The sequence below is a fragment of the Micromonospora trifolii genome (genome assembly GCF_050516465.1).
Lineage (GTDB): Bacteria > Actinomycetota > Actinomycetes > Mycobacteriales > Micromonosporaceae > Micromonospora > Micromonospora trifolii.
Map to the genome: position 1 here is coordinate 6,529,863 of NZ_CP191526.1, position 11,954 is coordinate 6,541,816.

General features: G+C 72.6%; 10 protein-coding genes. 5 read left to right on the top strand and 5 right to left on the bottom strand.

The genetic code is table 11. The features are described 5' to 3' along the window. Nucleotides 1-31: 31 nt before the first annotated feature. Nucleotides 32-2,338 carry an esterase-like activity of phytase family protein gene (locus ACQRWP_RS30455; RefSeq protein WP_430499668.1) on the bottom strand — a complete coding sequence of 769 codons (2,307 nt, stop codon included), beginning with the start codon at nt 2,336-2,338 and terminating at the stop codon, nt 32-34. Nucleotides 2,339-2,392: 54 nt separating this feature from the next. Further along, nucleotides 2,393-3,478, bottom strand: coding sequence for a hypothetical protein (locus tag ACQRWP_RS30460; protein ID WP_430499669.1), 1,086 nt, complete (start codon nt 3,476-3,478; stop codon nt 2,393-2,395). Between the two features lie 141 nt (nt 3,479-3,619). On the opposite strand from ACQRWP_RS30460, the gene ACQRWP_RS30465 reads away from it, so the two are divergent. Then, nucleotides 3,620-4,372, top strand: coding sequence for a TIGR03089 family protein (locus tag ACQRWP_RS30465; RefSeq protein WP_430499670.1), 753 nt, complete (start codon nt 3,620-3,622; stop codon nt 4,370-4,372). A 147-nt stretch (nt 4,373-4,519) separates the two neighbouring features. On the opposite strand, the gene ACQRWP_RS30470 is transcribed toward ACQRWP_RS30465, so the two are convergent. Beyond that, nucleotides 4,520-4,891, bottom strand: coding sequence for a DUF4267 domain-containing protein (locus ACQRWP_RS30470; RefSeq protein ID WP_430499671.1), 372 nt, complete (start codon nt 4,889-4,891; stop codon nt 4,520-4,522). Between the two features lie 89 nt (nt 4,892-4,980). Here ACQRWP_RS30470 and ACQRWP_RS30475 point away from each other — a divergent pair, with 89 nt between their 5' ends. Further along, nucleotides 4,981-5,556, top strand: a complete 576-nt coding sequence (locus ACQRWP_RS30475; RefSeq protein WP_430499672.1) for a TetR/AcrR family transcriptional regulator — start codon at nt 4,981-4,983, stop codon at nt 5,554-5,556. Nucleotides 5,557-5,644: 88 nt separating this feature from the next. Here ACQRWP_RS30475 and ACQRWP_RS30480 read toward each other — a convergent pair whose 3' ends face one another. Then, nucleotides 5,645-7,324: a DNA repair helicase XPB gene (locus ACQRWP_RS30480; protein ID WP_112699948.1), complete on the bottom strand. Its 1,680-nt coding sequence runs from the start codon at nt 7,322-7,324 to the stop codon at nt 5,645-5,647. A gap of 172 nt (nt 7,325-7,496) precedes the next feature. Here ACQRWP_RS30480 and ACQRWP_RS30485 point away from each other — a divergent pair, with 172 nt between their 5' ends. Together ACQRWP_RS30485 and ACQRWP_RS30490 are read left to right on the top strand one after the other, a co-directional pair. Next, a complete protein-coding gene (locus ACQRWP_RS30485) occupies nt 7,497-8,375 on the top strand; it encodes a L,D-transpeptidase family protein (protein WP_430499673.1) in 879 nt (292 codons plus the stop codon). A gap of 97 nt (nt 8,376-8,472) precedes the next feature. Then, nucleotides 8,473-8,709: a hypothetical protein gene (locus ACQRWP_RS30490; RefSeq protein ID WP_430499674.1), complete on the top strand. Its 237-nt coding sequence runs from the start codon at nt 8,473-8,475 to the stop codon at nt 8,707-8,709. 30 nt (nt 8,710-8,739) lie between these two features. On the opposite strand, the gene ACQRWP_RS30495 is transcribed toward ACQRWP_RS30490, so the two are convergent. Next, on the bottom strand, nt 8,740-11,223 hold the full coding sequence (locus ACQRWP_RS30495) for a helicase-associated domain-containing protein (protein ID WP_430499675.1): 2,484 nt from the start codon (nt 11,221-11,223) through the stop codon (nt 8,740-8,742). Nucleotides 11,224-11,306: 83 nt separating this feature from the next. Between ACQRWP_RS30495 and ACQRWP_RS30500 the strand changes: the two genes are divergently transcribed. Next, nucleotides 11,307-11,930, top strand: a complete 624-nt coding sequence (locus tag ACQRWP_RS30500) for an HAD family hydrolase (RefSeq protein ID WP_430499676.1) — start codon at nt 11,307-11,309, stop codon at nt 11,928-11,930. Nucleotides 11,931-11,954 lie beyond the last annotated feature (24 nt).

Sequence of the window (11,954 nt, forward strand, 5' to 3'; positions counted from 1 at the left end):
TGGTGGACGCCGGGCCGGGTCGGCTGCCGGGTCAGCGGCGGCCGAAGACCTTGCGGCTGGAGCCGAGGCGCAGGAGCACCGTCTCACCGGTGGCGTCCTGGACCCCGTCGTTGTCGGTGATCGCGTACACCTCGCCGTTGCCGGCGACGGTCAGACCCTCCAGCTTCTCCTGCGTCCATCCGTCGGTGGCGCGCAGCGCGGGCAGTACGTCGACGGCGAGCGTCTTCGGCAGCACGGTCAGCGGGCCGGTCGCCGCCGCACCGGGCAGCGACACCGTGTAGATCCGCTTGACTGCGGCGGCCGGGCCGTTCAGCTTGTCCCGTTCGATGACCGCGAGCCGGTCACCGACCACGGTGATCTCGGAGAGGCCCATCCAGTCGCCGGGCACGGTGGTGGCCCCGAGTTGGTAGCCGAACCAACTCCAGGTGCCCGCCGCGACGTCGTAGCGGCCGAGTCGGACGATGCCGGCCGGGTCGGTGCTCAACTCCCGCTGCACGGCCACCCAGACGATCTCCCGGCCCTGACGGTCGGTGGTCGCGGTGACCCCCTCCAGGCCCTGCTTGCCGAGGCCGGCGGCGACCTCGGCGGGCAGCGCGACGGTCTGCCGGGTCACCCCGGCGGCGTCGAGCCGGACCAGCTTGTTCTCCGCGCCCTTGGCGCCCTCCACGGCGAGCCAGAAGCCGCCCTGCGGGCGGGCGAAGATGCCTTCCGCGTCGTACCCGACAGGTGTGCCGGCCGCGTCCCGCACCGGCAGCGCACCGGTGATCACGGCCGGCGTCCGCTTCGCGTCGACGGTGAGGATGCGGGTCTGGCCGTACGCCGCGTCGGTGACGCTGTAGAGCTGGTCCCGCTTGCCCGGGACCGCGCTCAGCGCGCCGAGTGCGCCCCAACCGATCGGGGTGCCGGCCCGGTCGGTGCCGGAGACGATGCTCGGGAACGCCGGGGTGGCCTTGCCGAGCTGGAAGAGCGACACCGAGGCCCGAACGTTGACCGAAGCGTCGTCCTCCTCACTGGAGACAGCTAGCAGCCCGCGCGACGGGATGGGCAGCAGCCCTTCCGGCCCGTTGGTGGTCGGCAGCACCTGCCGGAACACCGGCCGGGTGGGGTCGCCCAGGTCGTAGACGGCGACGAAGTTGCTCCGCTCCGAGCCGACGAAGGCGTACCGGACGCCGTCGTACTCGGCGACGGCCACGCCCTCCGGCTCGGTGCCCTTCTTGGCGGCCCGGTCCTCGTTGTGCAGCCCGTACGTGACGGCGAGCCGCTCGAAGGTGTTGCCGGCGTCCCAGGCCACGCGTCCGCTGCGGCTGTCGAAGACCGACCAGCCACGGGTGCCGCCGTGCCAGTCGCCCTCGTTTGCCGTGGCGAGATAGCGGTCGTCGACCCAGGCCACCGCGTCCGGCTCACGCGGCACGTCGGTGATGCCGCCGGTCAGGTCGATGACACCGTCCTTCTTGGTGTCGATGCCGCTGATCGTGGCGGTGCCGGCGCTGAACACCTTGGTGATCCGGCCGGTGGGCAGATCGACCAGGGCGACGCCGTTGTTCTCCTGAAGCGTCACGGCCAACTGGTTGCGGCTGTTGATCGAGACGTACTCCGGCTCGGGGTCGGTCGGCGCGGCGAGGCCGGCCTGCGCCAGCGCGGGCAGCGCGCTGCCGTCGGCCCCGGTCAGCGCGACCGGCCGCAGCCGCCAACCGGCCGGTGCCTTCCCGGCCAGGTCGACGATCTGCACGAAACCGGCGGGCGCCTGGGGCAGGTCGCCCTCCTCGCCGCCGGGCGGGGTGGCCTCCTCGTCGCGCTCGTTCTCGATGGCGATCGCGGCGTACCGCTTGTCCTTGCTGATCGCGATGGAGTCGGGCTGACCACCGAGATCGAAGCTGGCCACCCGCTGGCGACTGGCCAGCTCGATCACGTCGAGGCGGCCGGACGGCTCGGTGTAGCTGGCGCTGGTGTTCACCACCACCAGCACGTACCTGCCGACCACGGCGACCGAGGTCGGCTCGTCCTCGGCGTTGCCGAGCTGGGCCAGGGAGAGCGTGCCGAGGCCGCGCGGCCGGTCGGCACGGGAGATGTCCAGGAAGCCGATGCGCCGGGCCAGCGCGTCGGTGTGGATCAGGGTGCGACCGTCCTCGCTGACCGCTGAGATCTCGGCGACCGTCGCGGTCGTCGGATCCTCGCCGGCCGGACGGTTCTGGAACACCGGGTAGGTGGCGACCCGGTCGAAGGCGAGCGACAGGCCTGGGTGGTGGTTCGCGCCGGCCGACGCGGGGGTGGCCCCGGTCAGGCTGGCGGCGGCGACACCGGCTGCGGTGAGCGCGGTGAAGGCTCTTCTGAGTGTCAAGGACTTCCTCCGTTAGGTCGTACCCGCACGGAGGCTGACAGTCGTTGGGGAGCGTCAGCTTGCGCCGACATGAACAGTCGGCGAAGCACGGCGCAGCCGCCACCAGGCGGCCCCGACCAGGGCGACCGTGACGACGGTGACAGCGACGTCGCCGGCCAGGGCCGCTGCCGGGCTCGCCGGGGAGTACGGCGGCACCAGGTACGCGAACGCGGCGGCGGTGACCAGGCCCGCCGTGCCCGCCACGAGCACGTGCCGCTGCCCCCAGCCGCTGCCCGACGACCAGTACGCGATCAGCCCTCCGACGACGGCGGCGAGTGCCAGCGCGATGGCCACCCCCGCCCAGCCGGGCGTCAGGTCGGCCCCGACTCGGACGAGGACGACCAGCAGGCCCACCCAGAGCGGGTGCGGCACCCGACGGGCCCGGCGCGGGCGGGGGTGACGCCAGCGGGGGAGCAGGGCCGTCGCGACGAGGGCAAGGACCAGCGACGCCGCGAAGGTCAGCTGGAGTGGGCTGGCCAGGAAGCCCTTGTCATCGTTGATGTCCGAGAAGATCAACAGGCTACCGAGCAGGTAGAGCACGCCCACCATGGCGAGACCGGGCCGGCCCAGCCACGGCCGCAGCCGCCGCTTCGGCCCGAGGATCGACTCGATCAGCACGATCGGCGCGCAGATGGTCAGCACGATGTGGTTGCCGACGTAGTCGAAGGCCTGCCGGAGGCTGAATTCGAGCCCCGGCACCAGCGACGCCTCGGCGGCGGCGCGGGTGTCGGCGTACTGCGTGTCGTCGAGGTAGTCGGGGTTGAACAGCGACTGGTCGACCAGCCCGGCCTGGAGTACGCCGAACGCGGCGGCGAGCAGCACGATGGTCGGCCAACCCGCGCCGAGGTGCCGGGCGGTCTCCCGAATGAGGATCGCCGCGCCGCCGTACATCGGGCCCAGGAAGATCAGCACCGGTAGGAAGTCGTCGATGGCGAAGCCACCCCACGAGCACTCGGCCGCCCACGGCGCGAGCAGCAGCAACGCGATCACCGGCAGGAGCCGCCGACGCAGTGGCAGATGGTCAGCGGCGACCGGGCGGTCAGCGGCGGCATTGTCGGCGGCGGGATGGTCGCCGGTGACGGGGTCGGGTCCGGTCGGCATGGGCGCTCCTCAACGGCGTTTCGGGGGTCACCTGCACCGTGCGCGGGCCACCCGGTCACCCGATACGGCCATCGGCCGACGACCGGTGCGACCAAAGTCGTTGAGTACTGTGGTGCCGACGTCGACCCGGGGAGCGTGGGGATGCAGCCAACCGTCACGGCCGACCTGACGGCCCGGCCCGTCGAGGCCGAACGTCCGCTGCTCAGCTACCGCGACGAGGCGACCGGCGAGCGCGTCGACCTGACCGCACAGCAGGTCGGCCAGTGGGCGGCACGCAGCGCGAGCCTGCTGCGGGACGGCTGCCGGCTCGGCCCCGGCAGCCGCGTAGCGGTTCTGCTGCCGCCGCACTGGCGTACCGCCGCGGTGTTGTTGGGTGCCTGGGCCTCCGGCCTGGCGGTGTCGTTCCGACCGCGCGCCACAGCGGGCCTGGCGGTGCTCGAACCGGGCGGCGACCGGCCGTTCGACGCGGTCTTCGTGACGCCGGAGCGGCAGGACGACTGGCTGGAGGACGTGCCGGACGCGCCGCACCGCTATCTCGTCGGCACCGGGCCGGGGCGGCTGGACGACGTGCCGTTGGGCTGGTTGGACTGGTCCGCCGAGGTGCTTCGGCACGGCGACGGGGCGCCCGACCACACCGCCATCCACCCGTCGGACCCGGCCACCGCTGACGGCACCACCTACGGTCAGTGGGGTGCGCTCGCCCAGGAGTTCGCCGCGATGCTGGACCTGCGCGCCGGCGACCGCCTGCTGGTCGACGCCGCCGAGACCGAGCAGCCGCTGAAGTGGTTGCTCGCGCCGCTCTCGGCCGGCGCGTCCGTGGTGATCAGCGCCAACCTCGACCCGGCGCGGCGGGACGCGGTCGTCGCCGCCGAACAGGTGACCCGGGTCCTCTGAGGCCGTCTCGCCGCGTGCCTTGATCGACTCGGTCTCCGTGAAACCGGGGCATCAGTCTGCCTAGGACACCGCGACTTCCAGGAAGCCGAGTCGATCAAGGCGGGCGCGGCCCGGCCGGGGTCGGGCGCGGCCGTGCGATTTCGGCAGCTACAGGGCGAACAGCAGGGCGGCGTCCAGGAGGACGACGAGGGCGGTGGCGAAGTGGATGCCGAAAGCCACCGCCTTCGTCCCGCCGTTTCGCAGCACGACGACGGCGTCGCCCAGCGGGTTGAGCGCGACGATCAGCATGAACCACGCGACGGCGTCGGCGGTGGTGAAGGCGATCAGGGCGAGGCCGATCAGCCCGTAGCTGAAGTCGCGTAGGCCCTTGACCGTCAGGTAGGCGGGGTCACCGTCCGGCCTGGCCGGTACGCCGTACCCGGCGGCCGCAGCCTGCGGCACCAGCAGGAACCGCGCGCCGATGAAGGCGACGAAGAGGCTGAGTACGACGGCGAGTCCGTAGGCGAGGGGTGCCAGCATGAGTCTGCTCCAATTCCTAGCGCTGCTAGATATGAGAGCGACGCTAGCAGAGCGCCGACAGGATCGCTAGCGGTGCTAGGGTTGCTGTCATGTCGACACAGTCGCGCCGGCAGCGTGAGCGGGCTGAGCGGGAGCAGGCGATCATCACCGCGGCACGGGACCTGGCGTTGGCCGAAGGCTGGGACGCGGTAACCACTCGACGGCTCGCCGCCGAGATCGAATACAGCCAGCCCGTCCTCTACAGCCACTTCAAGGGCAAGGACGCCATCATGGCGGCGGTGGCCGTCGAGGGCTTCACCGAGCTGGCAACCGCACTGGTCTCGGCCCGGGCCTCCGCCGCCGACCCCCGGCAGGCGGTCGCCGACGTGGCAGCCGCGTACGTCGCGTTCGCCCAGCAGCGGCCCGCGATCTACGACGCGATGTTCACCCTCGCCGTGGACCTGCCGTTCGCCAGCCAGGACGTGCCAACCGACCTGGCCCGGGGCTTCGCCGAACTGTCCGAGACGGTGCGCCCGGTCGCCGCGGCCGACGACCTGGAGACGGTCACCGAAACCTTCTGGGCCGGCCTGCACGGGCTGGTCACACTGATGCGCAGCGGTCGGCTCCGCCGCGCCGACCACGACCGCCGGCTCGCGGTCCTGGTGGACCGCTTCTCCCCGCGATGATCGACTCGGGTTTCAGGAAACCGGGGCATCAACCTGCCCCGGACACCGCGACTTCCTGAAAACCGAGTCGATCAAGGCCGCGCGCGGGTCAGTCGACGGTCGGTAGCTTCGGGCCGAGGACGTCGTCGGCGTCGACGATCGTGTACGCGTACCCCTGCTCGGCGAGGAAGCGCTGCCGGTGCGCCGCGTACTCGGTGTCGATCGTGTCCCGGGACACCACCGTGTAGAAGTGCGCCTGCCGGCCGTCGGCCTTGGGCCGGAGCACCCGACCGAGCCGCTGCGCCTCCTCCTGGCGCGACCCGAACGTCCCGGACACCTGGATCGCCACCGCCGCCTCGGGCAGGTCGATGGAGAAGTTGCCGACCTTCGAGATCACCAGGGTGCGGATCTCCCCGGTGCGGAACGCGTCGAACAGCCGCTCCCGCTCCTTGTTCGTGGTCGAGCCCTGGATGATCGGCGCGTCGAGGTACTCGCCGAGCTGGTGCAGCTGGTCGATGTACGCGCCGATCACCAGCACCTGATCGTCCGGGTGCCGGTCGACCAGCGCCTTGACCACCGGCAGCTTGGTGCGGGCGGTCGCCGCCATCCGGTAGCGCTCCTCGGCCTCCGCCGTCGCGTACGACATCCGCTCCGCGTCGGTCAGGGTCACCCGGACCTCGGTGCACTCGGCGGGGGCGATCCAGCCCTGCGACTCGATGTCCTTCCACGGCGCGTCGTACCGCTTCGGACCGATGAGGCTGAACACGTCACCCTCGCGGCCGTCCTCGCGTACCAGAGTCGCAGTGAGCCCCAGCCGGCGGCGGGCCTGGAGGTCCGCGGTGAACCGGAAGATCGGCGCGGGCAGCAGGTGCACCTCGTCGTAGACGACCAGACCCCAGTCGCGGGCCCCGAAGAGGTCCAGGTGGGTGAACGCGCCGCCGCGCCGCGAGGTGAGCACCTGGTACGTGGCGATGGTGACCGGGCGGATCTCCTTGCGCTCGCCGGAGTACTCGCCGATCTCCTCCTCGGTCAGCGAGGTGCGGGCGATCAGCTCCCGCTTCCACTGCCGGCCGGCGACCGTGTTGGTGACCAGGATCAGGGTGGTCGCCTTCGCCTCGGCCATCGCCGCCGCGCCGACCAGGGTCTTGCCGGCGCCGCAGGGCAGCACCACCACTCCCGACCCGCCGGCCCAGAACGCCTCGACGGCCTCCCGCTGGTACGAGCGAAGCGTCCACGGCTTGCGCCCGTCCTTGCCGGCCTCGGCCAGCTCGATCGGGTGCGCCTCACCGTCGACGTAACCGGCCAGGTCTTCCGCCGGCCAGCCCAGCTTGAGCAGCGCCTGCTTGAGCCGGCCACGCTCGGACGGGTGCACCCGGATGGTGTCGTCGTCGATCTTGTCGCCGAGCATCCCGGCGAGCTTCTTGCTCTTGGCCACCTCGATCAGCACCAGCCGGTCCAGTGCGCGCAGCACCAACCCGTACGCCGGGTCGTTGGCGAGCTGAAGCCGGCCGTACCGGTCCATCGTCTCGGCCACGTCCACCAGCAGCGCGTGCGGCACCGGGTAGCGGGAGTACTTGAGCAGCGAATCCACGACACCCTCGGCGTCGTGCCCCGCCGCGCGGGCGTTCCACAGACCCAGCGGGGTCAGCCGGTAGGTGTGCACGTGCTCCGGCGAGCGTTCCAGCTCCGCGAACGGCGCGATCGCCATCCGGCAGGCCTGCGCGTCGGGGTGGTCGATCTCCAGCAGCAGGGTCTTGTCCGACTGCACGATCAGTGGTCCACCGCTCACGCCAGCGTCCTCTCCTCGGTTGGCCGACCGGCCGGAACGGGTCGCATACCCGCTGCTGGCCGACCATCCAGTGTTGCACGATGCGGGACGGCGAAAGAAAGATGCTCACCGGGCGCAACCGTGATGGCACTCACGAACGTCTAGTAAAGGGACGACTGTCTGGGGAGGTCCCATGAAGCATGTCCGGGTCACTTCCCGGCTGGTTGCCCTCGTGGTGGTCGTGCTGGTCGGCGCGGGAGCGTGCGCGTTCGATCCGCAGTCCGGCGGGAGTGGTGGCGGGGGAGCCGCCCCAGCCGGTGCGGCGGAACAGGCAACGGGGGCGGGCGACACGCCCGGGCCCGACCAGCACGGCCGGCCCACGCCGACCGCGCCCACCCCGAAACCCTCCCGGAAACCCACGCCGAAGCCGACCCGCCCGGCGCCCACCACAACCCCCGGCACCGGTACGCCGACGGTCGCCGGCTGCCCCCAGGGGCAGCACCAGCGCGCGGTGGAGACCCACCTGGCCCGGTTGGGCGGGTTCGGGGCGGTGACCGTGGACGGCCGGCAGTCCGCCGCCGACTGCGCGGCGATCAAGAAGTTCCAGAAGAGGTACGGCATTCGCCCCGTCGAGGGTCGCGCCGGACCAACCACCCTCGACGTGGCCCAGCGCCTCGCCACCACCGACACGACCCGCTGCAAGGCCGGCACCGGCACCACGTTCTGCGTGGACCTGACCCGGCAGACCGTCTGGGCGCTCCGGGGCGGCAAGGTGATCATGGCGCCGACGGTGACCCGCACCGGCATGTCCGGCTACCGCACCCCGGCCGGCACGTACGCCGTCAACTACCGCAACCCCAAGGAGTGGTCCGACCCGTACGAGGTGTGGCTGCCGTACTGGCAGCACTTCACCCAGGGGATGGGCTTCCACGAGACCACCACCTACCTGCACGACAAGTCGATCGGCTCGCACGGGTGCGTCAACCTGCTGCACGCCGACGCCGTCCGGATGTGGGAGCTCGGCAAGGTCGGCACCCGGGTGGTGCTGATCGGCCGGCGCCCCGGCACCTGACCGACACGGAGCGAATCGGGGGCATGACCCCCTGTCCGACCGGACTTTCGAGTGTCACCCTGGGAGTCCAGTGCCGTACCGGGCGGGGAGGCTGGGCATGACGGTCGACCGTGACGTATTCGCGGAGCACGAGCAAGCACCACCCGACGAGGTGTCCCGAGCGACAGTCATCGCGTACGCCGTCGCGGCGACGCTCCTCCTCGGGTGGTTCCTCTTCGGCTGGCTGGTGCTCCAGCAGGGCTTCGTCGACTCGGTCGGGGAATCCGCCGGCGCCGGCTTCGGGCTGCTGCTGATCATCTCGGTGGTCGGCACCGTACGCCGCAGCCGCCGCTGACCGACAGCGCCCGCGCGGTGGCGCCGTCGGTCAGTCCGCCACCACCGCCGCGGTGATCCGGTGCAGCGCGAACGTGTGCAGCATCTCGGTCCGTTCGTCCTCGGCCCGCAGGTAGCCGGCACCGATCGAAACCGGCTTGAGTAGGCGTGACGCCGTCGCCCCGTGCGCGTCGACGTAACCCACCCAGACCAGCGCCTTGTCCCGGACGGCCTGTTGGAGCACCGCCAGGGCCTCGCTGTGGGTGTGCGCCGGCACCGGGCCGCCGCCCAGCCCCGGCGCGCCGCCGCGCACCACCGCAGGTGCCCGTCGGGCGGCCCGCGCTGCCGCGTCACCCCGCCGGATGTGCTCCACCACGCCGAGCAGGCGAGGCATGGGCAGCTTCGGGGCGGCCAGCGGGTCGATCGTCCGGGTGGTCACCGACACCCGGGGCGGGGCCCGCCGGATTCGCGGCCGGGCCAGCACCGTGCTGCCGGTGCCGTCCTCCTGCACGGGGGCGTACCCCGCGTCGCGCAGCGCACCCAGCAGCCGACCAACCTGGTACTGCGTACACAGCACCGTCGGCGCGAGCCGGCGCAGCGCCAACGACTCCAGCCGCCGATCTGCCAACACCTCGCTGATCAGCGTCTCGTCGTCGCTGCGCAGGTACGCCCCGGCCAGGCCGACCCGCAACCCACCGTGCTTACGGGCCACGTCGTCGATCAGGTAGGTGAGCCCCTGCGGCACGGGGGTGCGCGACCGGCGCCGGAACACGTCGTGCAGGTCGTCGGCCGTGTAGCCGGAATCCAGGGCCCGTCGCACGCTCGCCGTGGTGACCCGGTGCACGCTGGCCCCGCCGGCCGACTCGAGCTCGGTCATCGCCTCCAGCTCGACGGCGAGCGCCGGCTCGGGTGGGCCGGGCACCACCACGGTCAGGTCGGCCTGCACCAGGAAGTGGTCGACCGGTGCGGGCAGCAGGGCGTCCAGCGCCCGCGCGGCACCGGACGGGTCGCCGCTCTCGACGTCCGCGTGCACGCCCAGCGGGTCGTCACCCCGCTCGTCGGTCGACGTCAGGTCCCCCAGCAGCAGCCGACCGTACGAGGTGAGCGCGCCCAACCCCGTCACGCCCAGCTGTGCGGCCTCGGCCAGCACCTCCCGGTGGGCGGCGTCCCGGCCCCGGCTGCGACGCGGGGCCCGCCAGTCCAGCAGGTCCTGCACCTCCTCCGGGGTGGGCGCCGTCGCCGGCTCCAGATCGGCGAGCACGCCGAGCACCGCCCGTCGGGTGGCCGGCACGCTGGCCCGCTCGGCCTCGGCGGAGAGTGCGGTGATCGGCCGGTCCCGCTCGTCGCGGCGGCCCACCAGCCCCACCTGCCGGGTCATGGTCAGCCACGCTCGGGCGAGCTGCTCCCACCGTTGGGCCAGCGAGGCGGCCCGCCACACCTCGTACCCGCCGGTCGGCAGCACCTGCTGATCCGCCCCGTACCGGCCGGTGGTCGTACCGGGCATCTCCAGCTCACCGAGGAGCCCCGCCGCGTACGCGACCTCCAGCAGCAGCGCGGTGGTCGGTTCGTCCAGCCCGGCGGCACGCGCCAACCGGCGCAGGTCCCGCACCCCGATGCCACCCGAACGCAGCACCGGCGCGGGCTCGTCGGCGAGTTGCTCCAGCAACCCTTCGGTGTGCCGGACCACCTCCATGCTCTGCCCGGCCCCGGCCGAGTCGACCGCCTTCGGCTCCCGTGGCGCGGCGGCCACCGACGGTGGGCTGGTACGCAGCGCCCCGAGCGGGCCACTGTCGCGGCGCAGCAGCAGGCCGACCTCGCGGGGCAGCTCCACAGTTCCGCTGGCCGTGGACGAGCCGGTCGTCACGGGGACCAACAGCCGGTTGTCGACGAGCCACCGCACCGGGGAGCCGGTCGGCGCGCCGCCGTTGGTCGGGTCGGAGAGGACCGGGTCCGCCGCGCCGAGCGGCGGCGCCTGCAACGCCCCTGGCGGCACGCTGCCCACCGGTGGGCCGGCCGCCAACCGGTCCAGGATCGCCCGGGCCGAGGGCGGGGCGGCGAGCACCGTCCGTCGCAGCTTCGCCGGGTCCGCGCAGAGCGCGGCCGTGCGCGGGTCCAGCTCGGCGGCCGGCCGGCCGAGCCCAGCGGGGTACGGGGCGACTTCGTCGACGGCGGGCACCACCTGGAGCGCGTGCTCCGGGCCGTACAGCAGGAAGAGCGCACGCAGTCGGCCCACGGCGGCCCGGACGGCCGTCGGAGCCGGCGGTTGCGGCCCCGAGGTCGCCATCGCGAGCACGGTGTCGGTGGCCGTGGTGGCGTCGTCCGGATTCCGGGTGAGGCGGGCGGCGTCGAGGATCTGGAGGGTGAACTGGTCCAGACCGTCCAGCGCGCGGGCCACGGAGACCCGGGACTGGGCCCGGATGGCCAGGGCGGAGACGTCGGCCGGCACGGGCACGACGAGGTCGGGCCGCAGCTGGAGGAGCGCGGCCAGTGACTCGTCGGGCAGCGACCGCAGGTGGTCGGCGAGTGAGGTGGTCATCGTCTTTCCACGCTAGCCCGGCACCGGGCTTCCGCGCCCCTCGGACGTCCGGCCGACTGGGAGTAGCCGGTACGTTTCTCGACATGCCCGCACTCACCGTCGGATTCGACCTCGACATGACCCTGGTGGACTCCCGCCCCGGCATCGCCGCGGCTTTCCGGGCACTGACCGCGAGGACCGGTGTGCCTGTGGACGCCGAACTGGCGGTGTCCCGGCTCGGCCCGCCGCTGCGTACCGAGATCGAGCACTGGTTTCCGGCGGAACAGGTCGAATCGGCGGTACGCGCGTACCGCGAGCTCTACCCGGCGTACGCGATCACCCCGACGCTCCTGCTGCCCGGCGCGCGGGAGGCCATCGAGGCGATCCACGCCCGCGGCGGCCGCGTGCTGGTCGTCACTGCCAAGATGGGCCGGCTGGCCCGGTTGCACCTGGACCACCTCGGTCTCGCGGTCGACGAGTTGGCCGGCGACCTGTTCGCCGAGCAGAAGGCGACCGCTCTGCGGGAGCACGGCGCGACCCACTACGTAGGTGACCATGTCGCGGACATGGTGGCGGCGGCTGCGGCCGGCGTGCCCGGCATCGGTGTGGCAACCGGCCCGTGCTCCGCCGATGAACTGCGCGCGGCCGGGGCGGAAATGGTGCTGGACGAGCTCACCGAATTCCCAGCGGCGCTCGACGGGATGATCCAGCTAGCCTTGGAGCAGTAGCGGCTCAAGTGAAGCAGGGGTTTT